Source organism: Ruegeria sp. BHSC037, from assembly GCF_059613045.1.
Genome location: NZ_JBXWRT010000002.1, coordinates 134,897 through 159,941, shown reverse-complemented (window position 1 = coordinate 159,941; position 25,045 = coordinate 134,897). Strand labels below are relative to the sequence as shown.

Annotated in this window: 24 protein-coding genes; 3 read left to right on the top strand and 21 right to left on the bottom strand. The window is 64.1% G+C overall.

Features of this window, described 5'->3' with window-relative positions; translation table 11 throughout:
* Positions 1-6 precede the first annotated feature (6 nt).
* The 9 genes from ftsA to ftsW all read right to left on the bottom strand — a co-directional run bounded on the left by ftsA (position 7) and on the right by ftsW (position 8,581).
* Positions 7-1,341 (bottom strand): cell division protein FtsA, encoded by a 1,335-nt coding sequence (ftsA, locus tag AC2FMN_RS02615; RefSeq protein WP_496678843.1) that lies wholly within the window; start codon positions 1,339-1,341, stop codon positions 7-9.
* Positions 1,342-1,349: 8 nt separating this feature from the next.
* Entirely contained in the window at positions 1,350-2,357 is a 1,008-nt protein-coding gene (locus AC2FMN_RS02610) for a cell division protein FtsQ/DivIB (RefSeq protein WP_496686009.1), read from the bottom strand.
* Positions 2,345-3,265 carry a D-alanine--D-alanine ligase gene (locus AC2FMN_RS02605; RefSeq protein ID WP_496686006.1) on the bottom strand — a complete coding sequence of 307 codons (921 nt, stop codon included), beginning with the start codon at positions 3,263-3,265 and terminating at the stop codon, positions 2,345-2,347. Before AC2FMN_RS02605 ends, AC2FMN_RS02610 begins: the two co-directional genes overlap by 13 nt.
* 104 nt (positions 3,266-3,369) lie before the next feature.
* Positions 3,370-4,296 carry a UDP-N-acetylmuramate dehydrogenase gene (gene murB / locus AC2FMN_RS02600; RefSeq protein ID WP_496686003.1) on the bottom strand — a complete coding sequence of 309 codons (927 nt, stop codon included), beginning with the start codon at positions 4,294-4,296 and terminating at the stop codon, positions 3,370-3,372.
* 55 nt (positions 4,297-4,351) lie between these two features.
* A complete protein-coding gene (locus AC2FMN_RS02595) occupies positions 4,352-4,594 on the bottom strand; it encodes a DUF2484 family protein (RefSeq protein WP_170357288.1) in 243 nt (80 codons plus the stop codon).
* Positions 4,591-4,839, bottom strand: coding sequence for a DUF2484 family protein (locus AC2FMN_RS02590; RefSeq protein WP_496686001.1), 249 nt, complete (start codon positions 4,837-4,839; stop codon positions 4,591-4,593). The genes AC2FMN_RS02595 and AC2FMN_RS02590 overlap by 4 nt, the downstream gene beginning before the upstream one ends.
* Before the next feature lie 75 nt (positions 4,840-4,914).
* Positions 4,915-6,324, bottom strand: a complete 1,410-nt coding sequence (murC, locus tag AC2FMN_RS02585; protein WP_170371540.1) for a UDP-N-acetylmuramate--L-alanine ligase — start codon at positions 6,322-6,324, stop codon at positions 4,915-4,917.
* Positions 6,321-7,418 (bottom strand): UDP-N-acetylglucosamine--N-acetylmuramyl-(pentapeptide) pyrophosphoryl-undecaprenol N-acetylglucosamine transferase, encoded by a 1,098-nt coding sequence (locus tag AC2FMN_RS02580; RefSeq protein WP_496685998.1) that lies wholly within the window; start codon positions 7,416-7,418, stop codon positions 6,321-6,323. Before AC2FMN_RS02580 ends, murC begins: the two co-directional genes overlap by 4 nt.
* Positions 7,418-8,581, bottom strand: coding sequence for a putative lipid II flippase FtsW (gene ftsW / locus AC2FMN_RS02575; protein ID WP_496685996.1), 1,164 nt, complete (start codon positions 8,579-8,581; stop codon positions 7,418-7,420). Before ftsW ends, AC2FMN_RS02580 begins: the two co-directional genes overlap by 1 nt.
* A 129-nt stretch (positions 8,582-8,710) precedes the next feature.
* Here ftsW and AC2FMN_RS02570 point away from each other — a divergent pair, with 129 nt between their 5' ends.
* Positions 8,711-9,892, top strand: a complete 1,182-nt coding sequence (locus AC2FMN_RS02570; protein WP_496678833.1) for a BaiN/RdsA family NAD(P)/FAD-dependent oxidoreductase — start codon at positions 8,711-8,713, stop codon at positions 9,890-9,892.
* Here the strand turns inward: AC2FMN_RS02570 and AC2FMN_RS02565 are convergent.
* The 10 genes from AC2FMN_RS02565 to AC2FMN_RS02520 all read right to left on the bottom strand — a co-directional run bounded on the left by AC2FMN_RS02565 (position 9,889) and on the right by AC2FMN_RS02520 (position 20,336).
* Entirely contained in the window at positions 9,889-10,263 is a 375-nt protein-coding gene (locus AC2FMN_RS02565; protein WP_496678832.1) for a glycine zipper family protein, read from the bottom strand. The two genes, AC2FMN_RS02570 and AC2FMN_RS02565, sit on opposite strands and share 4 nt — an antisense overlap.
* 110 nt (positions 10,264-10,373) lie before the next feature.
* Positions 10,374-11,768: a UDP-N-acetylmuramoyl-L-alanine--D-glutamate ligase gene (gene murD, locus AC2FMN_RS02560; RefSeq protein ID WP_496678830.1), complete on the bottom strand. Its 1,395-nt coding sequence runs from the start codon at positions 11,766-11,768 to the stop codon at positions 10,374-10,376.
* Between the two features lie 150 nt (positions 11,769-11,918).
* Positions 11,919-13,001 carry a phospho-N-acetylmuramoyl-pentapeptide-transferase gene (mraY, locus tag AC2FMN_RS02555; protein ID WP_496678829.1) on the bottom strand — a complete coding sequence of 361 codons (1,083 nt, stop codon included), beginning with the start codon at positions 12,999-13,001 and terminating at the stop codon, positions 11,919-11,921.
* Between the two features lie 34 nt (positions 13,002-13,035).
* Entirely contained in the window at positions 13,036-14,430 is a 1,395-nt protein-coding gene (locus tag AC2FMN_RS02550) for a UDP-N-acetylmuramoyl-tripeptide--D-alanyl-D-alanine ligase (RefSeq protein ID WP_496685994.1), read from the bottom strand.
* Positions 14,427-15,908, bottom strand: coding sequence for a UDP-N-acetylmuramoyl-L-alanyl-D-glutamate--2,6-diaminopimelate ligase (locus AC2FMN_RS02545; RefSeq protein WP_496685992.1), 1,482 nt, complete (start codon positions 15,906-15,908; stop codon positions 14,427-14,429). The genes AC2FMN_RS02550 and AC2FMN_RS02545 overlap by 4 nt, the downstream gene beginning before the upstream one ends.
* A 21-nt stretch (positions 15,909-15,929) precedes the next feature.
* A complete protein-coding gene (locus AC2FMN_RS02540) occupies positions 15,930-17,717 on the bottom strand; it encodes a peptidoglycan D,D-transpeptidase FtsI family protein (RefSeq protein ID WP_496678824.1) in 1,788 nt (595 codons plus the stop codon).
* Positions 17,714-18,082, bottom strand: a complete 369-nt coding sequence (gene ftsL, locus AC2FMN_RS02535) for a cell division protein FtsL (protein ID WP_496685989.1) — start codon at positions 18,080-18,082, stop codon at positions 17,714-17,716. The genes AC2FMN_RS02540 and ftsL overlap by 4 nt, the downstream gene beginning before the upstream one ends.
* On the bottom strand, positions 18,079-19,074 hold the full coding sequence (gene rsmH, locus AC2FMN_RS02530; RefSeq protein WP_496678950.1) for a 16S rRNA (cytosine(1402)-N(4))-methyltransferase RsmH: 996 nt from the start codon (positions 19,072-19,074) through the stop codon (positions 18,079-18,081). Before rsmH ends, ftsL begins: the two co-directional genes overlap by 4 nt.
* A gap of 4 nt (positions 19,075-19,078) precedes the next feature.
* Positions 19,079-19,582, bottom strand: coding sequence for a division/cell wall cluster transcriptional repressor MraZ (gene mraZ, locus AC2FMN_RS02525; RefSeq protein WP_496685986.1), 504 nt, complete (start codon positions 19,580-19,582; stop codon positions 19,079-19,081).
* A 388-nt stretch (positions 19,583-19,970) separates the two neighbouring features.
* Positions 19,971-20,336: a hypothetical protein gene (locus AC2FMN_RS02520; RefSeq protein WP_496685983.1), complete on the bottom strand. Its 366-nt coding sequence runs from the start codon at positions 20,334-20,336 to the stop codon at positions 19,971-19,973.
* A 159-nt stretch (positions 20,337-20,495) separates the two neighbouring features.
* On the opposite strand from AC2FMN_RS02520, the gene AC2FMN_RS02515 reads away from it, so the two are divergent.
* Positions 20,496-20,720 carry a DUF1127 domain-containing protein gene (locus tag AC2FMN_RS02515; RefSeq protein WP_496685980.1) on the top strand — a complete coding sequence of 75 codons (225 nt, stop codon included), beginning with the start codon at positions 20,496-20,498 and terminating at the stop codon, positions 20,718-20,720.
* A gap of 94 nt (positions 20,721-20,814) precedes the next feature.
* On the opposite strand, the gene AC2FMN_RS02510 is transcribed toward AC2FMN_RS02515, so the two are convergent.
* Both AC2FMN_RS02510 and AC2FMN_RS02505 read right to left on the bottom strand, forming a co-directional pair.
* Entirely contained in the window at positions 20,815-21,180 is a 366-nt protein-coding gene (locus tag AC2FMN_RS02510) for a hypothetical protein (RefSeq protein WP_496685979.1), read from the bottom strand.
* A 54-nt stretch (positions 21,181-21,234) separates the two neighbouring features.
* A complete protein-coding gene (locus AC2FMN_RS02505) occupies positions 21,235-23,637 on the bottom strand; it encodes an ATP-dependent helicase (RefSeq protein ID WP_496685977.1) in 2,403 nt (800 codons plus the stop codon).
* A 161-nt stretch (positions 23,638-23,798) separates the two neighbouring features.
* Between AC2FMN_RS02505 and AC2FMN_RS02500 the strand changes: the two genes are divergently transcribed.
* Positions 23,799-24,959, top strand: a complete 1,161-nt coding sequence (locus AC2FMN_RS02500) for an alpha-hydroxy acid oxidase (RefSeq protein ID WP_496685975.1) — start codon at positions 23,799-23,801, stop codon at positions 24,957-24,959.
* Positions 24,960-25,045: the final 86 nt, after the last annotated feature.

Here is a 25,045-nt window from a genome sequence, read left to right as displayed (position 1 = left end):
GCATCCTTACCAGTTGTCCTTGAACCAGCGCACGGCACGGCGGAACGGGCGCACGGCCGAGCTGTCGACCGGGGTTTCGAAATCCCACCATTCGTCTTGCGGATGCGCGGCAAACAGGGCCAATCCGACCGCCGAGGAAAAGCCGGGCCCCGTGGCCGATTGCGGCAGGCCGTGCACCCGCAGAGGCCGCCCCAGGCGGACCCGCTGACCCAGAATGCGGCTGGCCAGCCCATCGAGGCCGGGAATCTGGCTGCCTCCTCCGGTCAACACGATCTGCTGGCTGGGCATGTGGTCGAACCCGGCGGCGTCCAGCCGCAGGCGGACCTCTTCCAGAATCTCTTCGACGCGGGGGCGCATGATGCCGATCAGTTCGGCACGGCTGACGGTGCGTCGGTCGTGTTCCCAGTCGCCGGTGTCCGCGCCGATGTCGATCATGTCGCGGTCATCGGCGCCAGTGGCATGAACGCCGCCATTGAAGGTCTTGATCCGTTCGGCGATGGTGGTCGAGACCCCCAGCCCCATCGAAATGTCACTGGTGACGTGATCGCCGCCCATGCGTACGCTGTCGGCATAGATCATGTGTTTTTTGATGAAGATCGACACGCCGGTCGATCCACCGCCCATGTCGATACAGGCGGCGCCCAGTTCCTGCTCGTCCTCGACCAGCGCCGAAATTCCCGACACATAAGCCGAGTTGGCAATGCCCGCCAACTCCAGATCGCACCGCTTGATGCAGCGCACCAGGTTCTGGATGGCGACCGCATCGACGGTCAGCATGTGCATGTCCACGGCCAGCGTCTGCCCCATCTGCCCGCGCGGGTCGATCAAGCCCGAGCGGTTGTCGAGCGCGAAATTCACCGGCTGGGCATGAAGCACCTCGCGCCCCGCCCCATAGTCGGGCACATCGCAAGCATTCAGAACGCGACCGATCTCGGCCTCGGTGACCTCGTGCCCGTCTAGGTCCACCTGCGCGTCCAGTCCATACGAGCGCGGATTGGCCCCCGAGAAACAGGCGATCACGTGATCGACCCGGATGTCGGCCATCTTCTGCGCCGCCTGCAGCGCTGTACGGATGGCGCGTTCGGTTTCCTGCATGGCCGTGATTTCGCCAAACCGCACCCCACGCGACCGGGTGGTGGCCGCGCCGATGACCCGAAACCCGGTCTGCCCGGCCAGCGAGCCGATCGAATTGTCCTCGCTCAGCCGACCGGTCCCGTCGAACCGCAGCACGAGGCAGGCAATCTTGGATGTCCCCACATCGAGGATCGCGACCACCCCCCGCTGCATGGCCTGCTGGCGCATCTGGCGCATCGCGCGCTGAGACTGATAAAGATCGGTCATCATCGTATTCACTGCCCGTTACCCGTTGTCACTTTTGTATTCCACCAGTCTGCGCTGGCGGCTTCGGTCATCCGAATGGTCGGGCGCGACCCCAGCCGCATATCGACCATGGCCACGTCCCGTTCCAGAAGATCCTGAACCTCGTTCACTGCCAGAACCCGCTCCAGCGCACGCACCGGGCGCTCGGTCGGCAGCATGATGCGCTGGTTGCGGTCCAGAACCAGATCCCAGCGCCGTTCGCCCACCCGCAGCAGGCCGCGCACACGGTCGCCCAGGCCGCGCGCGGTGCGCAGCAGTTCCAGCGCCTCGGCCACATGCTTGTCAGCACCCTCGCCCGCGATCAGCGGCAGATCGGGCCGCTCCGTCCGGCGAGCGATCGACGCCACATGCGCGCCGGTTTCGTCCAGCAGCTCGAGGCCTTCGCGCGTGCGCCATACGACGACCGGCTGACGCTCGACCACGTCCACCTGCAGGATACCGCCCGGCCGGATCCGCACGCTGGCCGACTTCACCGGATCCAGCCCGGTGATCGTTTCGCGGATCTGCTCGACATCCAGATCCCACGAACTGATGGGGAAATCGAGCGGCACCACCTCTCGAATGTCATCGGACAGGTCGGAACCCGCGCCGTCGATCGCCATCAGCTTGACCATGAATTCGGGACGTTCCTGGAAAGCGGTGATTACACCGTCGACTTGCGCAGTCAGTGCTTCGCGCCGGGTCTCGTCGGCAAAGAACAGACCAACGGCGGCGGCCAGAGCGCCCAGAGGCAGACCGATCTTGAGGCCGCGCCGGATGCCTGGAGTCAGCATCCAGCGCTGCAGACGGTAGCTGAGGCGCGAAGGGGCGGGATCGGCACGCCCGGTGCGACGGCGGAACAGACGCCCACCGCGCAGGCGCAGCTTGGGATCAGACTGGGCCTTTGCATTGCCGCCCGCCTGAAATGTTGCATCCGGCCCCGCAAGGGGTTTGGGCCGATATACGTCTGGCGCGCGCGAGGCAGTCAACGATCGCATGAAGCGTCCTCGACCATCCAGGCGCAGAGCTGACCGAAGGTCATGCCCAGATGCGCGGCTTGTTCAGGCACCAGCGAGGTGGGGGTCATGCCCGGCTGGGTGTTGGTCTCCAGAAGGAACAGGCCGTCTTCGCCCTTGGCGTCGTCCCAGCGGTAGTCGGTGCGACTGACGCCCCGGCACCCCAAAACCTGATGCGCGCGCAGGGCATAATCCATGCACAGCTCGAAGATACGCGGCGGGATATCGGCGGGCAGCACGTGGCGCGACCCGCCGGGCTTGTATTTGGCGTCGTAGTCATACCAGCCGTCGGTCAGGATCTCGGTCACGGTCAGGGCGCGGTCGCCCATCACGGTGACCGTCAGCTCGCGCCCGGCCACGTATTGCTCGACCATGACCTGTTCGGGCATGTCATCCGACAGCTGCGGCGGGCCGTTCGACCCCTCGAAAACAAGGTAGATCCCGACGCTCGATCCTTCGTTGTTGGGCTTGACCACATATGGCGCGGGCATGACGTGTCCCGCCATCACGTCCGATTTCGGAACGATCAAGCTGTTGGCCACCGGCAGGCCGGCCGCGCGGAAGACCTCTTTGCTGCGCTGTTTGTCCATGGCCAACGCCGAAGCCAACACGCCTGAATGCGTGTAGGGAATTCGCAGCCACTCCAGCAGACCCTGCACGCAACCATCCTCGCCCCAGCGGCCATGCAAGGCGTTGAAGACAACGTCGGGCTTGATGTCCTGCAAGCGCGCACAAAGGTCAGGACCGGCGTCCAGTTCGACGACCTCGATCCCTTCTCCCACAAGGGCGGCTGCGCATTCGCGCCCACTGCTGAGAGACACCTCGCGTTCCGCCGAGGGGCCGCCCATCAATACCGCCACTTTGGGGTTTGTCCTGCTCGACCTACCCACGTTCGTGCGCCTCAATGTCCCCGGACCTTATCTGGTGGTCCGTATTTCGTTATGCCTTTGATCCGTCGCCTGAATTTGCCTGTTTTGGTCTGACGGTCGGGGCTTTAGTCTGTCAGCGGATCACCGACCCGCATGATTTCCCACTCTAGCGTGATCCCGCTTGTTTCGTAAACCTTTTTTCGCACCTCTTCGCCCAGCCCTTCGAGGTCGGCGGCGGTGGCGTTTCCGGTGTTGATCAGGAAATTCGAATGCTTGGGGCTCATCTGTGCGCCCCCGCGCCGGGCGCCGCGCATTCCGGCGTCTTCGATCACCTTCCAGGCCTTCAGGTCGTGCACATCATCGGCCCGCCCGGTCGAGGAAAACCCGGCCGGATTGCGGAAGGTCGACCCTGCGCTGCGGTCCTTGGTGGGCTGGGTCTCGTCGCGCTTTTTCAACTGCGCCTCCATCCGGGCGTGCAGGTCTGACGGATTGCCAGCCGGGCCCTGGAACGTGGCCGACACCAGCACCGCACCTTCAGGCAGGTCGGACTGGCGATAGCGGAAGTTCAGGTCGGCGGGTGTCAGCTCGACCAACTCGCCCTGCCGGGTGACGATGGTGGCCGATTTCAGAACATCGGCCGTGTAGCTGCCATAGCAACCGGCGTTCATCCGCACGGCCCCACCGATGGAACCGGGGATGGTGCGCAGAAAGGTGAGGTCCACCCCCGCATCCGCCGCCTTGCGCGCGACATGCGCATCCAGTGCGGCCGCCCCTGCGGTGACTGTGGTGCCTTCGACCGAGATGCCGTTGAAGCCGCGCCCCAGTCGGATCACCACGGCCCGCAGCCCGCCGTCGCGGACGATCAGATTCGAGCCGACGCCCATCGGGAACACCGGCACCTCGGACGGAAGATCGCGCAGGAAAGCCTGCAAATCCTGAAGGTCAGCCGGCTGAAACAGATAATCCGCCGGGCCGCCAACACGCAGCCAGGTGAGGTCGTTCAGAGGTCGGTTCGGCGTCAGGCGGCCTTGAGGCGTTGGCAAAGTGGTCATTGAGGCTAGATCGCGGATTCGGTGGGGCGTGGCAAGCCCGTTCCAAGACGCAGGTTCAAATCCGCCGCCGCAGCCACCGCCCAAGGTAGATCACCGGCCAACGCAGCACCGACATGCCGGCGGCCAGAACGAACAGGCCGACCCACGGGCCGTTTTCGTAAGTGACATAGCCCAGGATCGGGATGCCCACCGCGATCAGCGCATAGGCGCGGGTCCAGTGGTTGTCCTTGCTGGGGATCATGGCCAGCACATTGGCGGCGACGCCCCACAGGGCGGCCAGTGCGATCGACCAACTCATTGCCCCACCTCGCGGCCCGACCATTTTCGCCAGTAATACCGGATGGGGTTGCGGAACATCGATACGAACCCGGCAAAGGCCAGCGCTCCGATCAACCAGCCATGGGCCACGCCAAGCCAGACGATCAGAACTGGTGCGAAGATCAGTAGTACGATGCCCGGCGGAAATTGCAGGCGCATCGGCAACAGCGCCACGACAGTGGCGCAGATCACCCAAAGGGCGGCAAAGAAAACGGAATAATCCATGGCTCTCTCCGCAAATGAGTCACATGCCAGGGCAGGAACACATCCGCAAGTTGTGCACCCAAATGCCTGCTAACGTCAAACGGCTTGTTTTACCTTCAGCCGGTCAGGCAGCGCATTGGCCCAGGCACTGATGGTGCCCGCGCCCAGGCAGACGACCATGTCGCCGGGCCGGGCCTGCTCGCGTACCAGACGCTCCAGGTCGCCTTCGTCCAGCAGCGCGCGCGCGTGGCGGTGGCCGTGACGGATCAGGCCCTGCACCAGATCATCGCGGCTGGCGCCTTCGATCGGATCCTCACCGGCAGAGAAGACCTCGGCAATGGCCACGACATCGGCGTCGTTGAAACAGGCGCAGAAATCGTCGAACAGGTTGGACAGGCGCGAATAGCGGTGCGGCTGATGCACGGCGATCACGCGGCCTTCGGTCGCCTGACGCGCAGCCTTGAGCACCGCCGCGATTTCCACCGGGTGGTGGCCGTAATCGTCGATGATGGTGACGCCGTTCACCTCGCCCACCTTGGTAAAGCGGCGGTTGACGCCGCCGAAATTGGCCAGCGCATCGCGGATTTCAGCGGTCTTCATGCCCAGATGACGGGCCACGGCCACGGCCGACAGCGCGTTCGAGACGTTGTGATCGCCCGGCATCGGCAGGGTGCAACCCTCGATCACCGTGTCCTCGTATTGCAGGTGGATGTCGAAATGCGCAATGCCGCCCTTGTAGGTCAGGTTGACCGCACGCACGTCGGCCTGGGCGTTGAACCCATAAGTGCGCACGCGGCGGTCGGTGATGCGGCCCACCAGTGCCTGAACCTCGGCATGGTCGGTGCAGCACACCGCTAGACCGTAGAACGGGATGTTCGAGACGAAATCGTGAAAGCCCGCGCGCAGCCGGTCGAAATCGCCCCAATGCTCCATGTGCTCAGGGTCGATATTGGTCACGATGGCGATGGTCGCGGGCAGCCGGTTGAACGAGCCGTCGGATTCGTCAGCCTCGACCACCATCCACTCGCCCTGCCCCATCCGCGCGTTCGAGCCGTAAGCATGGATTACGCCGCCGTTGATGACGGTTGGGTCGAAATCGCCCGCCACCATCAGCTCGGCCATCATCGTGGTGGTCGTGGTCTTGCCGTGGGTACCGGCGATGGCAATGTTGGATTTCAGCCGCATCAGCTCGGCCAGCATGTCGGCACGGCGCACCACCGGCAGGCCCAATGCACGGGCGCCGTCCAGTTCTGGGTTGCCCGGCTTGATCGCCGTCGAAACGACAACCACGGCGGCATTGTCGAGGTTTTCAGCCCGCTGACCCACAAAAATCTCAGCCCCCAGCGACGCCAGACGGTCGGTGATCTTCGAGGCTTTAAGGTCGGATCCCTGCACCTGATACCCAAGGTTCAGCAGCACTTCGGCAATGCCCGACATCCCGATGCCGCCGATGCCCACGAAATGGATCGGTCCGACATCCTGCGGCAGTTTGGTTGCTGGATTCATGGGGTCTCCTTCTGCGCCAGCTGTTCGACAAGGGCCACCAGACGCTCGGTCGCGTCGGGCGCCCCGACAGACAGGGCGGCATGGGCCATTTTCTGTGCGGCTTCGGGGTTGGTCAGAACCAGTGCGATTTGCTCGGTCAGGGCGGGAACGTCAAGGGCCTTTTCGGGGATCATGATCGCCGCGCCCGCCTGTACCAGCCCGCGCGCATTGGCGGTCTGGTGATCGCCTGCTGCGGCAGCAAAGGGGATCAGGACCGAGGGCCGCCCGATCACCGAGATGTCAGCCACGCTCGACGCACCCGAGCGGCTGATCACCAATTGCGCCTCGGACATGCGGCGGGGGACGTCGTGGAAGAAGGGTTGGACCTCGGCCAGAATCCCGTGTTCGGCGTAGAAGGCGGTGACCCGCTCGACATCCTCTTCGCGCGCCTGGTGCGAAACACGGATATACTGGCGCAGGCTCTCGGGCAGTGCGACGATGGCGCCGGGCACCACGTCGCTGAGGATGCGGGCGCCCTGGCTGCCGCCCATCACGAGCACCGACATCGGGTAATCTCCGGGCGGGATGTAAGGCGCGGCGGCGCGCTCCAGCACGGCGGCCCGGACGGGGTTGCCGGTGTGGATACCGTGGGCGCCCTCGGGCAGGTCGGTGGGCCAGACGCCGCAGGCCACATGCGCAACGCGGGTGGCGAACAGCTGGTTCACACGCCCCAGAACGCCGTTTTGTTCGTGGATCATGCGGGGCAGACGCAGCATCACCGCCGCGCTCAGCGCCGGGATCGACGGGTAGCCGCCGAACCCCACCACCACGTCCGGCCTGTTGCGCAGCAACTGGACCGTCATCCCGGCAACTCCGGCCGCGATCCGGGGACCGGCCAGCGCCTTGGCCGCCAGCCCGCCGCGGGCGAATGTGGCCGAGGACACCTCGACAATCTCGGTAGAATGCGGGAAACCGCCCGTATAGCGCGCGCCGCGCGCGTCGGTGGACAGGCGCACGCGCCAACCCTTGTTCAGCATGGCCTCAGCAAGCGCCTGAGCGGGGAACATGTGGCCCCCGGTTCCGCCAGCCGCGATCAGCAAATAAGGGTTCGTCATCAGCTCCGTCCGCGCAGAATGTCGCCCAGTTCGCCCTGTGGGCGGGTGCGGGTGAAGGCCAGAAGCATGCCCAGCGCGATGCCGCCCGCGATCAGCGACGAGCCGCCATAGCTGACGAAGGGCAGCGTCATGCCCTTGGCCGGCAGCAGGCGCACGGCGACGCCCATGTTGATCATCGCCTGCACACCGAACATGCAGGCCAGACCGGTGCCCGCCAGACGGATGAACATGTCACGTTCGCGCATCAGCCGCAGCAGCGAGCGCACGACGATCAGCGCATAAAGCGCGATGATGATCAGCACCAGGATCAGGCCGTATTCCTCGGCCGCCACGGCGATGATGAAATCGGTATGTGCATCGGGCAGCGACCATTTCACCTGCCCCTCTCCCACGCCAACGCCGAACAGGCCGCCCTCTCGGATGGCGTTGGTGGCATAACCCAACTGGGTGGTGGGATCGACTTCCTGGTTCAGGAAACCATCGATGCGCCGGGCGAAATGTTCGGAATTGGCGTAGGCGAACATGCCACCCAAGACGACCGCCCCCGCCATACCCAACAGCAGAAACATCGGCGCACCGGCCACAAAATACATCACGCCCCAGCCGAACAGGATTAGACAGGCCTGACCGAAATCAGGCTGCATCACCAGCATGCCCACGATCGACAGGCACAGCGCGAAGGACCACAGCCGCCCCGGCGGACCGTTGATTTCTTGCGCCGCGGCCAGCAGCCAGGCGGCCACGACGATGAAGCCGGGCTTCAGAAACTCGGACGGTTGGACCGAGGCGAAGCCCAGCGAATACCAGCGCACCGCCCCCTTGCCGAAATCGGTCCCGAAGATCGGCAGAAAGGCCAGCGCCACGAAGGCCGCCAGAAAGCCCAGAACCGCCAGCCGTCGCACCAACGTGGGCGACATCATCGAGGTCAGCAGCATTGCGATCAGCGCCAGCGATCCAAACAACGCCTGCCGCTCGACATAGTGGAACGGATCGAACCCGTTTCGCTGCGCCAGCGGCGGCGATGAGGCCAGCCCCAGCAAAAGCCCGATCGCAAACAGGATCAGCACGCAGGACATCGTCCAGCGGTCAATCGTCCGCCACCATTTCGGAAGGATCGGTTCACCGCGCTGGTCCTGGACTGCGCCATACACCATCTCAGTCATGAGATACCGCCACTATCTGCCTCGTTACCGTCCCGTTTTCGGGATCTGTTCAAGAGTCTACAGGGAAAATGCACCTCAGGCCAGCCTCTTCCTCTTGTCATTGGCGTCAATCCGCGCCAAGGGCGGGGGATGCGATTTGACACGATCATACTGGGCGCCGGAGCCGCCGGCATGATGTGCGCCGCCCATTGCGGCGGTCGTGTTCTGGTGATCGACCACGCCAAGGCGCCGGGGGAAAAGATCCGCATCTCGGGCGGTGGGCGGTGCAACTTTACCAACCTCCACGCCGGGCCGCAGAACTTTCTGTCGCAGAACCCGCATTTCTGCAAATCGGCCCTGGCACGATACACCCAGTGGGACTTCATCGACCTCGTAGGCCGCCACGGCATCGCCTGGCATGAAAAGACGCTGGGGCAGCTGTTCTGCGACGGCTCATCGAAGCAGATCATCGCCATGCTGCTGGCCGAGATGGACCGCGCGGGCGCCGAGCTGTGGTTGCATACGTCGCTGCGCGATCTGCGAAAGACCGAAACCGGATTTTCCCTATCGGTCGAGCGCGAGGGCGCGCGGCACGACCTGAGCTGTGCCAACCTGGTGGTGGCCACAGGGGGCAAATCCATCCCCAAGATGGGTGCGACTGGGCTGGCCTATGACATTGCTGCACAGTTCGGCCTGCGCGTGACAGAAACCCGCGCGGCCTTGGTGCCGTTCACCTTTCCGGATGGGCGGTTCAAGGACCTGTCCGGAGTTTCCGTCCCCGCGCGACTGTCGAATACGCGCGCAAGTTTCGAAGAGGCGCTGCTGTTCACCCATCGCGGCCTGAGCGGGCCAGCGGTGCTGCAACTCTCCTCGTACTGGCGCGAGGGCGAGGCGATCCGGGTCAACCTGATCCCCGAGTTGTCCCTGTTGGACCTGCTCCGCGCGCGGCGGCAAAGCGCGGGCCGCAAGGCACTGACCACCGAACTGGCACGTCACCTGCCCGCCCGCCTGGTCGAGTATCTGAGCACCCACATCCCGATGCCCGGCAACCTGGCCGATCAATCGGATGCGGCACTGCAGGCACTGACCGATGCGCTGTCCGACTTGGTGCTGACCCCCTCGGGCACCGAGGGGTACCGCACCGCCGAGGTCACCTTGGGCGGCATCGACACGGATGGCCTGTCGTCCAAAACGATGGAGGCCAGGGATGTCCCCGGCCTCTTTGCGATTGGCGAAGCGGTGGATGTCACCGGATGGCTAGGCGGATACAATTTTCAGTGGGCGTGGTCCTCGGGCCACGCCGCCGGAAAAGCAATCGCCGCTCGCGTTTAGCCAACGACGTTGTAGCCGCGGCCGCGCATACAGTTGCGCACGATGACTTCCTGCTTTTGCGTGTTCGAGATGGCGCTGGCGCCCGCGCCCACCAATGCACCGGCCACGGCCGCACGGCCCAGATCGCTGGCGCTGTCGTCGATGATGGCCTTGGTGCCGGCCACCCCGGCCGCACCGACCGCGGCACTGCGCGCGGTATTGGCGTCGACGGTGCCCTGCTGGCGCGCAAGGGCCTGACACTGGGCCAGGTCAGCGTTGTAGTTGGGGCTGACCGGACCATCGACGATAGGCTGGTAGTTCGCGCCGACATCGGCGCAGGCCGCCACAGTCAGAAGCGCGGGCAGGATCAGGGAAAGCTTACGGTTCGGCATCGTTTTGACCTCGTGTCTGTTTCGCCTGACGCAAATCTGGATTTTTGAGGCGCGTCAAGCCGATGGCGGTTCACCTTGGCGCAATCGGCGGTTCATTGCAAATGCCGGGATCACAACCGCTGTTTCACCTGCGCCACGAAATCATCGCCGCGCTGTTCAAAGTTGTCGTACTGGTCGAAACTGGCCGCCGCGGGGGCTAGCAGTACAGTTTCACCCGGCGCGGCGTCGCACATGGCCTGCTCCACCGCCTCGGCCATGGTGGTGCAGACGCGGGTTTCGACCGACAACTGCATGGCGAACGCGGCCGCCTCCCGCCCGATCACATAGGCGCACAGAACCTCGTCGGTCGCGTCGTTCAGCGCGGCAATGCCGCCCTCTTTCTCAAGCCCGCCGCAGATCCAGCGGATCTTCTTGAACGCGCCCAGCGCCTTGACCGCGCTGTCGACATTGGTGGCCTTGGAATCGTTTACGAAGGTCACGCCATTCGCCTCAGCGATGATCTGGCTGCGGTGCGGCAGACCCGGATAGCTGTGCATCGCGTCCTCGATCATCTTGGGCGCCAGCCCCAGCGCGCGGCAGGCAGCATAGGCCGAACACGCATTTTGATGGTTGTGGGTGCCGGGCAGGCCCTTGATGCCGCGCAGGTCGATCGAAGCGGCCTGCCGCCCTTTGCGATATTCCGACAGGAATCCCTTGCGGGCAAAGACCTGCCAGCCCGGGCCGGCCAATTTGCGCGCCACCGAGACGCGGATCACCCGGTCGTCGCCGGGCCCTTCGGCCAGTTGCCCTGCCAAAAACGCGCCTTCGATCTCGTCCACGCCGATCACGGCACGGTCAGGGCCACCTTCGGAGAACAGGCGGCGTTTGGCGGCGAAATAGCCGCCCATGCCCCCGTGCCGGTCTAGATGGTCGGGCGAGAGATTGGTGAACACCGCCACGTCGGGCGTCAGCGCACGCGCCAGTTCGGTCTGATAGCTGGAAAGTTCCAGCACCACCACCGATCCATCGCCGCCGGGCTCGATATCCAGCACCCCGCGCCCGATATTGCCCGCCAGCTGCGCCTCGCGCCCCGACTGGGTCAGGATGTGGTGGATCAGCGCGGCCGTGGTCGATTTCCCGTTCGAACCGGTGACGGCGACCACACGCGGCGGCACATCGAACTTGTCCCATTCGGCACCGCCCAACGAGCGGAAGAACAGACCAATGTCATTGTCGACCGGTACGCCAGCCTGCAGTGCGGCGGCAACAACCGGGTTCGGTTCGGGATAAAGATGGGGAATGCCGGGCGAAACGATCAAGGTGGCGATCGCGTCAAAGGCGCCCTGCCGTCGCAGGTCCTGACACATGAACCCCTCGGTCTCGGCCTTTTCGCGCGCGGCAGGGTTGTCATCCCAGCACACTGGCTCGGCTCCGCCCGCCCGCAATGCGCGCGCCGTGGCCAGGCCCGACCGCCCCAGCCCCAGAACCGCAACCTTATGTCCTGAAAACCCTTTGACCGGGATCATGCCGCGCACCTTCTTCCATCTGCCAATGCGCCGCCACCCTGTACCGAAGAATTGACCCTTGGCAAGGGCGGCGTCAGGCTCGCGCCCTTGGCGCGAGCCGGGCCCAACGGGTACAGGCGGGCCGCAGGCCTGCTGCGCCCGGCGGGAGCCTTACCGTACTTTCAGCGTCGCCAGACCGATCATCGCCAAGATCAGCGAGATGATCCAGAATCGGATCACGATGGTCGGTTCGGCCCAGCCTTTTTTCTCATAGTGGTGATGGATCGGCGCCATCAGGAACACCCGCCGCCCGGTGCGTTTGTAATACAGCACCTGGATGATAACGCTCAGCGCCTCGACCACGAACAGGCCGCCGACGATGGCCAGAACCAACTCGTGCTTGGTGGCGACCGCGATGGCGCCCAGTGCGCCGCCCAAGGCCAGTGATCCGGTATCCCCCATGAACACCGCGGCGGGCGGCGCGTTGTACCACAGAAACCCAAGCCCGCCGCCAAACAGCGCGGCGGTGAAAATCAGGATCTCGCCCGTGCCGGGGACATAATGCACGTCCAGATATTCGGTAAAGTCGACGCGACCCACCGCATAGGCGATCACGCCCAAGGTCGAGGCCGCAATCATCGCGGGCATGATGGCCAGCCCGTCCAAACCGTCGGTCAGGTTCACGGCATTCGCCGCCCCCACGATCACCACGATCGAAAACGGAATGTAGAAGATACCCAGATTGATCAGCGTGTCCTTGAAGATCGGCACGGCCAACTGGTTCTGCAGCATCTCCGGGTGGTGCAGAGTCGCCCACAGCGCGGCCAGCGCGGCGATGATGATGCCCAAAGCCAGGCGCATCCTGCCGGAAACGCCCTTGGTATTCTGCTTGGACACCTTGGCATAGTCGTCCGCGAATCCGATGGCCGCATAGGCCAGCGTGACGAACAGAACCATCCAGACATAGGGGTTGTCCCAACGCGCCCACAACAGGGTCGACGTCACCAGTGCCCCCACGATCAGCAGCCCGCCCATCGTGGGTGTGCCGGCCTTGGAGAAATGCCCTTCGGGGCCATCATCGCGAATCGGCTGGCCCTTGCCCTGTTTCCGGCGCAGGACGTTGATCAACGGCTTGCCGAACAGAAAGCCAAAGATCAGTGCCGTCAGAAAGGCGCCGCCTGCGCGGAACGTGATATAGCGGAAGAGGTTGAAAAAATCCCCTCCATCCGACAGGGCGGTCAACCAATACAGCATCCAAAAGCCTTTCTCACACGGCGGTCATGGGTGGTCATGCGTCAAGCGCGCCCACTTGCCCCATTTTCCGCAGCCCGTCAACAATCCGTGCCAGCGCCATGCTGAGCGAGCCCTTCGCCAGAACCGCATCGCCCGCCTGAACCAGACCCGGTAGATGCCGGGCCATTTCGGCGCTGGTTTCGAACCACAGGCCACGCTTGCCCTCGGGCAAGGCCTCGTGCAGCGCCTGCATCAGCGGCCCGATGCAATGCACCTTGTCGATCCGTACCATAGCAGGCACATCCGCCAGCCCTGCGTGCATGGCGCGCTCTTGTGATCCCAGCTCCTTCATGTCGCCCAGAAAGGCGATGCGCCGTGCGCCCTGCGCCGCCGCCAGCACATCCAGCGCCGCCGCCATCGAAGTCGGATTGGCGTTGTAACTGTCATCCAGCAGTTCGATCTGCCCGCCGTCCGGCAATGCCACCATCTCGCGCACGCCCCGCCCCGTAACCGGCGCCCATTTGGCCAGGCCGGCAATGGCCGCGTCCAGATCGATACCCAGCGCGACACAGGCGGCAAGCGCGCCCAGGCCGTTCATGGCAAAATGCGTCCCCGCCGATTGCACGTCGAAGGAAATAGGTCGGCCGAAGGCCTCGGCGGTCACGTGGATGTCTGCGGGCGACTGGGTCACGTCAATCAAACGGTAATCCGACGCGGTGCGGCCGAAATCCACGATCACAGCGCCATGTCGGGCGGCGCAGGTGCGAAGGATGTCGGTATGATCCAGGTCGGCGTTTACGATTGCGGCGCCGCCGGCCTCCAATCCTTCGAAGATGGCGGCCTTTTCGTGGGCTATGCCGGCAACCGACTCAAACGCCTCGAGGTGAACCGCGGCGACCGTGGTGACCAGCGCCACATGCGGGCGGGCCTGCCGCGCGAGGGGTGCAATTTCGCCGGGGTGGTTCATGCCGATCTCGATCACCGCATATTCGGTGTCGCGCGGCATCCGGGCCAGAGTCAGCGGTACACCCCAATGGTTGTTGTAGCTAGCGACGCTGGCATGGGTGCGGCCCTGATCCGACAGGATGGTCGCCAGCATCTCTTTGGTCGAGGTCTTGCCGACACTGCCCGTCACCCCGACCACGCGGGCCTTGCACCGGTCACGGGCGGCGCGGCCCAGCGCCTCGAGCGCGGTCTGTACGTCATTGACGATCAACAGTGGCGCATCGGGGGCCACACCATCGGGCACCCGCGAGACCAGCGCGGCGGCGGCCCCCTTTTCCAGCGCCTGCGCCACGAAATCATGCCCGTCGCGCGCAGCTTTCAACGCCACGAACAGGTCGCCCGGTTGCAGCGTGCGCGTATCGATGGACACGCCGCGCGCCTGCCAATCGGTCGTGGCCCGTCCGCCCGTCGCGGCGGCGGCCTCGGATGCAGTCCAGAGTGTCATGCGACCCTCCCGTCCAGTGCGGCCACGGCGATGCTAGCCTGTTCCACGTCATCGAACGGCAGAACCTGGTCACCCACGATCTGCCCGGTCTCGTGCCCCTTGCCCGCGATCAGCAGCGCATCGCCCGGTTGCAATGCATCTATGCCGCGCAGGATGGCTTCGGCCCGGTCGGCAACCTCGGTCGCGTCGGGGGCCCCGGCCATCACCGCGGCGCGGATGGCGGCGGGGTCTTCCGAGCGCGGGTTGTCGTCGGTGACAAAGACGATATCGGCGTTCTCGGCCGCGGCGCGGCCCATCAGCGGGCGCTTGGTCGCATCCCGGTCGCCGCCCGCGCCGACGATGGCGATCAACCGGCCCATCACATGCGGGCGCAGCGCCTGCAACGCGGTGGCTACGGCGTCGGGCGTGTGCGCGTAATCGACGAATACCGCCGCCCCGTTGCTGCGGGTCGCCGCCAACTGCATCCGCCCCCGCACCGTAGTCAGATGCGGCAGGGTGTCGAAGACATGTTCAGCCTCGTCTCCGCTGGCGATGACCAATCCGCAGGCCAGCAGAACGTTTTCCGCCTGAAACCCGCCGATCAGGTTCAGCCGGGTCTGGAAGGTCTTGCCGCGCCAGGCAAAGCGCAAATCCTGCCCGGTGGCGTCAAACCTTTGATTCAAAAGGCAAAGGTCGACATCCCCGCTGCCCACGGTCAGAACTGTCTGACCGCGTGCTTGCGCGATATCACGGATCGCGCCCCCTTTCGGGTCATCCATGTTGATGACCGCCGTTCCGTCCTGCGGCAGAACCCGGTCGAACAGGCCGGCCTTGGCGGCGAAATACGCCTCGAACGTCGCGTGATAGTCCAGGTGATCCTGGGTGAAATTCGAAAACCCCGCCGCCGTCAGATGCACGCCGTCCAGCCGGCGCTGGTCCAGCCCATGCGACGAGGCCTCCATCGCGGCGTGGGTCACGCCCGCCACCGCGGCCTCGGCCAGACAGCGATGCAGGGTGATGGGTTCGGGCGTGGTATGGGCTAGCGGTGCCGTCCAGGCGCCTTCGACCCCTGTAGTGCCGAGATTTACGGCCATATGGCCCAGCTCGGTCCAGATCTGGCGCACGAAGGTTGAAATCGAGGTCTTGCCGTTGGTGCCGGTGACCGCCACCATGGTGCGCGGCTGCGCTCCGAACCACAATGCGGCGCTGTATGCCAGCGTCTGGCGCGGGTCCTGCACCACCACCAGGGCGGCGTCCGAGCCGGCCAGTTCATCAGCGGCGATCCGCGCGCCCTCGGCATCGGTCAGGATGGCGGCAGCCCCCATACGCAGGGCATATTGGATGAATTCGCCCCCATGCACGCGCGTCCCCGGCAGCGCCGCGAACAGAAAGCCGTCCTTGACCTGACGGCTGTCCACGGCCAGCCCGGTAATCTCCGGGTCGGCACCGCCGCGCGCGGTCAGGGCCAGCTGGCTGAGTTTCTTTGACCTTGCGCCCATGACCCACCTCTGTCGGACTGCCTAATTCGAGGTCAGCGTTATAGCAGCGCGATCCTCAGGCTCAAGCCGCGGACGCAAGCCCAGCAGCGGCGCGATGCGGCCGATCAGCTCGGCCGCCACGGGCACCGCCGTCCAGCCTGCCGTGCGGCGCTTTTCGCCGTAGGCCAGGATCGACGGTTCATCCAGCGCAACGATCAGTACATATTTCGGATCATAGGCCGGAAAGACCGAGGCGAAGGTAGCGATCACCTTGTCATCATAGTAACCGCCGCGCGGCTTGGGCTTGTCGGCGGTTCCGGTTTTCCCGGCCACGGCATAACCCGGCACGTCACCAAAGCTGGCGGTTCCGTCCGTTACCACCCTGCGCAGCATCATCAGCGATTGCTGTGCGGCATTTTCCGACATCACGCGCGGCCCGTATTGCGGCCCATTGCGGCGCAGGATCGTGGGGCTGACATAATGCCCGCCATTGGCGATTGCGGCATAGCCCGCCGCCAGATGCATCGCGCTGGTCGACAGGCCGTGGCCGTAGGAAATGGTGACGGTGCTCAGTTCACCCCATTTCTTGGGCTTGAGCGGTACACCGCCCTTGGCCTCGACGATCTCGAACGGCGTGGGGTCGAACATGCCCAGCGCGTCCAGGAACTGTTGCTGGCGCTCGGCACCGATCTGCAGCGCCAACCGCCCCGTGCCGCGGTTCGAACTGTGCACGATCACATCGGCGACGCTGATCTTGCCGTAATTCTTGCCGTTGAATTCGCCGATCGGGAAACGCCCGATTTTCATCGGACCGGAGGTGTCGATGATCGTGTCGGCATTGACCAGACCCAGATCGACCGCTTGCGCGGCAGTGAAGATCTTGAAAACCGAGCCCAGCTCGTAAACACCCTGCACATAGCGGTTGAACAGCGGGCTGTCCGAAGGATCGAACCCCGAGGTCGGCGGGCGCGGACGGTCGTTCGGGTCGAACGATGGCAGCGACGCAGCAGCGATCACTTCGCCGGTATGGGCGTTCATCAGCACGGCCGAAGCGCCCTTGGCGTTCATGATCTTCATGCCGCCGTCCAGAACTTGTTCCACCGCCGCCTGAACGGTCAGGTCCAGCGACAGCTGTAGCGGTTTGTTGCCGTTGGCCGGGTCGCGCAGATAGTCGTCGAACTGTTTTTCCACCCCGGCCACACCGATCACCTCGGCGGCCGAGACGCCTTCGCGCCCAAAACCCGACCCGCCGAGAATATGCGCGGCCAGCCGGCCGTTGGGATAGAGACGCATCTCGCGCGGGCCGAACAGGATGCCCGGATCGCCGATGTCATGAACTGCCTGCTTTTGTTCCGGTGAGATGCGTTTCTTGATCCAGAGGAATTTGCGCTTGCCGGTGAAGTCCTTGATCAGGCGGTCCTTGTCCAGATCGGGAAAGATCGCGGCCAGCTTTTCCGCGGCGCCGATCGGGTCGATCATCAGCGGCGGCTGGGCATAAACCGAGTAGGTATCCAGATTGGTGGCCAGGATCCGCCCGTGCCGGTCTACGATATTGGCCCGCTGCATGGCGATCGAGGCGCCGGGGGCGCTGGCGACGGGCTCCTGCGCCTCGGACGTCGCCAGAACGCCCATGCGAAACCCCACGACACCGAAGGCCAAAAAGAAGAACACGCCCAGAACCAACAACCGCCCCTCGGCGCGGGCGCGGGCGCGGTCTTTCATCTCTTCATGGCGGCGGCGGATGTTCTCGCGCTCGATCACCTTGGGGTTTTCACCGCGGGCGCGGGCCTCAAGGATGCGGGCAAGCGGGCGGAGGGGTGTGCGTGTCATGGGATTTGCACCTCGCCCAGGGCCTGAGTGTCGGTGATCGCCTGCAGTTCGATCGGGTCGGCGATGGGTAGGTCGGGATCCTCGGCATAGGCGATCTGGTCGGCGCGCCCGAATTGCTCGGCGCGCAGCGGCAGCAGGCCCAGACGCTCGAAATTCAAGTCGGCCAATTCACGCAGGCGGTCGGGGCGATTCAGATAGGCCCATTCGGCCTGCAATATTGCCAGTCGCGCCTGCGCCGCGCCGATCTGGCGCTGCAAGGACTGGGTTTCCTTCAATACTTGCTGGGTGCGGTAGTTTTCCTGATAGGCCCACAGGGCCAACCCGAAAACGCCCAAGGCAGTCAACGCAAACAGAATACTCTTCATCTTGCCTTTCCCCCGATTATGGGCATGCCAATGGCGCGAGCATCAATTTCCCCCGCCGGAGCATCGGTACGAACAGCAACCCGCAACTTGGCCGAGCGCGCGCGCGGGTTGTCCTGCAACTCCTGCGCATCGGGGCCGATGGCCTTGCGGGTCTTCAACGTGAATTGCGGCTGATCCTGCCGGATCTCGGGCGCATAGCGGTTGGCACGGCCGGTCTTGCCCGCGCGCGATTGAAAAAAACGTTTGACCATGCGGTCCTCGACCGAATGGAAGGTAACAACGGCCAGTTGCCCGCCCGGCTTTAACGCGCGCTCGGCGGCCATCAGGCCCTGAAACAGTTCCTCGTATTCGGCATTCACCGCAATGCGCAGCGCCTGGAATGACCGCGTGGCCGGGTGGGACTGCCCGGGTTTGGCGCGCGGCAGACAGGATTCGACGATTTCGGCCAGACGCAGGGTGGTGGTGATGGGTGCCTCGGCACGGGCTTTGACGATGGCGCGCGCGATGCGACGGCTGGCGCGCTCTTCGCCATAGTGGAACAGGATGTCGGCCAGTTGCGCCTCGGTGGCGGTGTTGACCAGATCGGCTGCGCTTTCGCCCTCCTGACTCATGCGCATGTCCAGCGGGCCGTCCTTCATGAAGGAAAAGCCACGCTCGGCCTGGTCCAGCTGCATGGACGAGACGCCGAGATCCAGTACCACGCCGTCAAGGTCGCTGGCATATTCATCCATTCGAGAGAAAACACCCGGCTGCATCACCAGCCGGTCGCCATATTCCGCTGCCCAATCCGCCGCCATTTCAAACGCCAAGGGGTCCCGATCGACACCGATCACCTTGTCGGCGCCGGCCTCAAGCAGCCCTCGCGTGTATCCGCCCGCACCAAAGGTACCATCCAGCCAAGTGCCCGAAACCGGCTGGACCGCGTCCAGCAAGGGGCGCAGCAGAACGGGAATATGGGGCTTGTCGCTGGGAGTGTGATCCGCGCCGGCCATGCCGTCACGCACCTTCGATGCCATCAAGGAACTGCATCGGATCGAAATCCTCGGGCAGGTCGTCCAGCCATTCTTCGGTAGCGGCCAGTTCCTCGGCCTCGTAAGTCTCGGGCTTCCAGATCTGGAACGTGTCGCCCGCGGCGATGAAGAACGCCTCGCCCTCAAGCCCGATCTTGTTGCGCAGCTTGGCCGGCAGAACAAGGCGTCCGGTTTCATCGACTGTGGTCGGGAAGGACTGTCCGTGGAACAGGCGCTGCAACATCTTTCGCTGCATCGAACCGCGCGGCAGCGCGTCGATCTTGGCATCGACCTCGTCGATCGCCTCCATCGTATAGCATTCAAGGTATTTACGGCGATGGTCGCCATAGACGATCACCAGTTCGGGATTGCCGCCGGGCTGCCAGTTGGGGTCCGAGGCCTCGAGCACGCGGCGAAATGAGGCCGGGATCGACACCCTGCCCTTCGCGTCCACCTTGTGGTGGCTTTCACCTCTGAACCTGCGCGCCAAGACGACTGTCCCTTTCGCTTGCGCCCCACCAAAAATCGCATCCCCCGGATGAAAAACGGCGGGTTGATCTGCTGCCACTGATCAACCCGCCGCATTGACCCGCTTTGCGGGATGTCCAGCTGCGCGCGCCACCTGGGGGGATGTCTGCTCGCCCGCGCGCCGGATCTGTTGAGTGATGAAAGCGAGATGCCTGTATGAAACCTGTTTGTTATTTGGTTCGGGGTCGTTTGGCGCCCCATGTGCCTCGTCCTCATCGGATGAATAAGGGATGCCATGGGAATTCATGGAAATCAATGAGAAATTTTCCCCGAATCCAGATCCACACTGGAATACCACTCATTCCGCCAATCTACAAACAGCTCATTTGCACCGCTAGTTGTATCTATCTTCAAAACGCACACAATATATAGACCATTTCTTCACTGAAGACTTTTTCCCATGAATTCCCAACTTTTTTCGGATGCTCATCACCAAAACCGGATTTTTTAGCGAAATCTCCCTGATCGACCCGAATCACTGCACCTCTCAGCCCGGCAGACCAAGCCGTTTTCCAGGTCGATCCCACGAAATCCCGCATCTCCCGTTTGATCCCATGCACACCCATTGATGTGACCTGCCCGAGTTCAAGGCATCTCAAGAACGCTGAAATCTCAACTTTTCGCGCGTAAATTTTTGGCAAAACTGACAAGGCGGCTTTTGCCCCACGTCGTGACACACACAGGTCATCTGCGGAAAACCCATATTTTATTGGCATCTTTGGGCTGCAGTGAGGATTCTCCCGTCAATCTATGCATTTGCTGCATAGCGGCATTGAGGGCGCTCGGTATTGTGCACCCGCAGCATTCGCTTATTTTCGGTTTCAAGAAAACGCCGTGGACACGCGGCAGTCACTCAAACGGATTAGGTAACGAACATGGCAGTCGCATCCACCAACAGCGCAGTCAAAAGCGCCTCGGCATTCCGCTTCGCGTCGCTGATCGAAGCTGCAAAAACCCGTTTCGCACGGTACCGCCTGTACCGCCAAACTCTGAACGAACTGTCCGAGCTGTCGGATCGCGAACTGGCCGACTTGGGCCTGCACCGCTCGATGATCCGTCGCCTGGCCATGCAGGCCGCCGAGGAACAGTACGCGCGCTGAGCGCAACGAAATACCGAGATCAGGTCCACTCCTCCTCCCATAGGACCTGTATTTCAGCGGCAGCATCTCTCCTCCTCCCTGGTGCTGCCGCACCCTATACCGGCCCCAACCTGCCGGAAGCCGATACATCGGGGCTCTCCTCCTCCCTGCCCTGATGTTGAAAGCGCGCGGCGGCGTCCTCCTCCTCCCTGACGTCGCCGCGCACTTCGAGATACCGGGCAAGACCCGGGAACGGATGCATCGGGTTCTCCTCCTCCCTTCCCGATGTGAAAAGAGCGCGGTGGCACCCCTCCTCCTCCCTGGTGTCACCGCGCGCTTCAGATACCGGGCAAAACCCGGGTTCGGATGCATCAGGGCTCTCCTCCTCCCTGCTCTGATGTTGCCAAGAACGGCGGTTCCCCTCCTCCTCCCTGGGAACCGCCGTTTTTTCTTTCGGGTATGAAAAAGGCGCCACGGGCATGCCCGGGCGCAAAACAACAAATCTAGCATGTGCCGGCAGGCACATTCCGCTGGATCAGAACGGGACGTCGTCCTTGGCCGAGAGGAAGCGGGCGACGACCTTCTTTGTCCCGGCCTTGTCGAACTCGACCTCAACCTTGTCCCCCTCGATCCCGACCACGCCGCCATAGCCGAACTTCTGGTGGAACACCCGCTCGCCCAGCGTGAAGCTGGCCACGGCCGTCACGTCGATCACGGTGTTGCGGGATTCGCGCGGCTGCGACATGCCGTATTGGCCCTGCCGCGCCTGCATCCGTTTCCAGCCGGGCGAGTTGTAGACGTTGGCCTGCGCCGCGCGCGTTTCGATGCCTGCCGACATCTGACCGCCGCCATATAGGCCCGGAGGCGTCAGAACCTCGACATGATCCTCGGGCAACTCGTCGATGAAGCGCGAGGGCATCGCGTTCTGCCATTGCCCGAACACGCGCCGGTTGGCGGCGAAGGAAATGGTGCAGACCTCTTCGGCGCGGGTGATGCCGACGTAGGCCAGCCGCCGTTCTTCCTCGAGCCCCTTGAGGCCGGTTTCGTCCATCGACCGTTGCGAGGGGAACAGCCCGTCCTCCCACCCCGGCAGGAACACGGCCGGAAACTCCAACCCCTTGGCGGCATGCAGGGTCATGATCGAGACCTTGGGCCCACCGCTGTCCTGTTCGTTGTCCATTACCAGGCTGACATGCTCCAGGAATCCTTGCAGGTTCTCGAAATTGTCCAGCTGGTTGACCAGTTCCTTGAGGTTTTCCAGCCGGCCCGGCGCCTCGGGCGTCTTGTCGTTCTGCCAGTGCGCGGTATAGCCGGATTCGTCCAGCACGATCTGCGCCAGTTCGATATGCGACACCTCGGGCGGGCCGTAGCGAACAGGTGCAGTGCCGTCGTCGATGACCGCATCATCCTCGATCTCGATCCGCGGGCCGCGGGTCATCGCGTTCCAGCGCGCCAGCCCGTCGACCAGTTCGCGCAGGGCCGCGGCGCCCTTGCCCTTGATCAGCCCTTGTTCAACCGCGATCCGCGCGCCCTGAACCAGTGACACGCCATGATCCCGCGCGGTGCGCTGGATCGTCTGCTGCGCCTTGTCGCCCAGGCCGCGCTTGGGGGTGTTCACGATCCGCTCGAAGGCCAGATCGTCCTCGGGGGAAACCACCAGCCGGAAATAGGCCATGGCATCCCGGATCTCCATTCGTTCATAGAATCGCGGGCCGCCGATCACCTTGTAGGGCAGGCCGATGGTCAGGAAGCGGTCCTCGAAGGCGCGCATCTGGTGGCTGGCGCGCACGAGGATAGCGATTTCGTCCAAGTTCATCGGCCGCACGCCGCGGGTGCCGCCCTGCATGGCGTCGATCTCTTCGCCGATCCATCGGGCTTCTTCCTCGCCATCCCAATGGCCGATCAGGCGGACCTTTTCGCCCTCAGGCTTGTCGGTCCACAACTCTTTGCCCAAGCGGCTTTCATTGCCGCGAATGACGTTCGAGGCGGCAGCCAGAATGTGCGGGGTCGAGCGGTAGTTCTGTTCCAGCCGCACCACATGGGCGCCGGGAAAGTCCTTTTCGAACCGCAGGATGTTGCCCACCTCGGCCCCGCGCCAGCCATAGATGGACTGGTCGTCGTCGCCCACGCAGCAGATGTTCTTGTGCCCGCCCGCCAGCAGCCGCAGCCACAGGTATTGGGCGATGTTGGTGTCCTGGTATTCGTCCACGAGGATGTAGCGAAACCAGCGCTGGTATTGCTCCAGCACGTCCGCGTGGGTCTGGAAGATGGTGACCATGTGCAACAGCAGGTCGCCAAAATCCACCGCGTTCAGCTCACGCAGGCGGGTCTGGTATTGGGCATAAAGCTCGACGCCCTTATTGTTGTAGGCCCCGGCATCGGCGGTGGGGACCTTGTCGGGCGTCAGGGCGCGGTTCTTCCAGTCGTCAATGATGCCGGCCAGCATCCGCGCGGGCCAGCGTTTGTCGTCAATGTTCGCCGCCTGCACCAGCTGCTTGAGCAGGCGCAGCTGATCGTCGGTATCCAGAATGGTGAAGTTCGACTTCAGCCCCGCCAGTTCCGCATGGCGGCGCAGCAGCTTGACACAGATCGAGTGGAAGGTGCCCAGCCACGGCATTCCCTCGGCGGGCTGGCCCAGCAGGCGGCCGACCCGTTCCTTCATCTCGCGCGCGGCCTTGTTGGTGAAGGTCACGGCCAGAATCTCGTTCGGGCGAGCCCGCCCGGTGTTCAGCAGATGTGCGATGCGGGTGGTTAGGGCCTTGGTCTTGCCGGTTCCCGCCCCGGCCAGCATCAGGATTGGGCCATCCAATAGCTCGACCGCCTCGCGCTGGGCCGGGTTCAATTCATTCAAGTAGTCCGCCTCGGGCCGAAGCGCGGCCATGGCGCGGGCCGACAGCGAAGCGCCTTCGAAGGCGTCATTTTCATCGAAACTGCTCATGCGCCCAAACTAAGCCGGAAGCGCGCCGAGGGAAAGGGTTTGTTCACGGCTTGTTCGCACGATCTTTCAGATTTTCCACCCGATGGCTGCATTGCTGCGGGGCTTGGGGTGCATCTGTCTGAAACCCTTGCCGAATCGGGCCTCAGGTCGGATCAATCGACATGGACCTGCACAGCACCTATCCGGGGATCGAGGATCTGAAGCGCCGCGCACGCCGTCGGCTGCCGCGCTTTGTCTGGGACTATGTCGACAGCGGCACCGGGGCTGAGACCGCGCTCAGACGCAACCGGGCGGCGCTGGACCGGGTCGGGTTTCTGCCCGCTATCCTGAAAGGCCCGCTGGAATTCGACACCGGCACCCGCTTTTCGGGGCGCGACTACCCCCTGCCCTTCGGCATGGCTCCGATCGGGATGTGCGGGCTGGTCTGGCCTCGGGCCGAAGCGCTGATGGCGCGCGCCGCCGCGCAGGCGGGCATTCCCTATGTTCTGTCCACTGTCGCCAGCCAAAGCCCCGAGGACATGGCCCCGCATATCGGCCCAGACGCCTGGTTCCAATTGTACCCGCCCAAGGACCCCGAGACTCGTACCGACCTGCTGAACCGCGCCCGGTCCGCCGGGTTCGGCACTCTTGTGCTGACGGTCGATGTGCCCGTGGCCTCGCGCCGGGAACGGCAGACCCGCTCGGGCCTGACCCATCCGCCGCGCCTGACGCCGCGCCTGCTGGCGCAGATCGCCGCCCGCCCGGCTTGGGCCTGGGGCATGGCGCGTCACGGCAAGCCCCGGATGCGCACGCTGGACAAATATATCGACGGCACCGCCAACCTGCCGCCCACGGCGCATATCGGATACCTGCTCAGGACCTCTCCGGGCATGGATTATGTCAAGTGGTTGCGCGACCACTGGCAGGGGCCGCTCATCATAAAGGGCGTGCTGCGCCCCGATGATGCCGAGCGGCTGAAGAAGGCCGGGATCGACGCTCTGTGGGTGTCGAATCACGGTGGCCGCCAGTTCGATGGCGCGCCGGCCAGCATCGACATGCTGCCCGCAATCCGCGCTGCGACCGACCTGCCGCTGATCTTCGACAGCGGCGTTTCGGGCGGGCTGGATATTCTGCGGGCGCGCGCCTTGGGCGCCGATCTGGTCATGCTGGGGCGGGCTTTCCTCTATGGCGTTGCAGCATTGGGCGCGCGCGGCCCGGCCCATGTCATCGACATTCTGCGGCAGGATATGCTTGCAAATATGGGACAATTGGGCGCCGCAACGCTAAAAGATCTTCCGGATGTTACCGCAAACATTGATGCCGCGATGCAGCACGTGCCATAAAACGCCGCAATAGGCGGCGTTTGCGAGCGATAACATGCCGGTTCTACCCAGAACTACAGATATATCTGCGTGCAAACTCGGTCTAT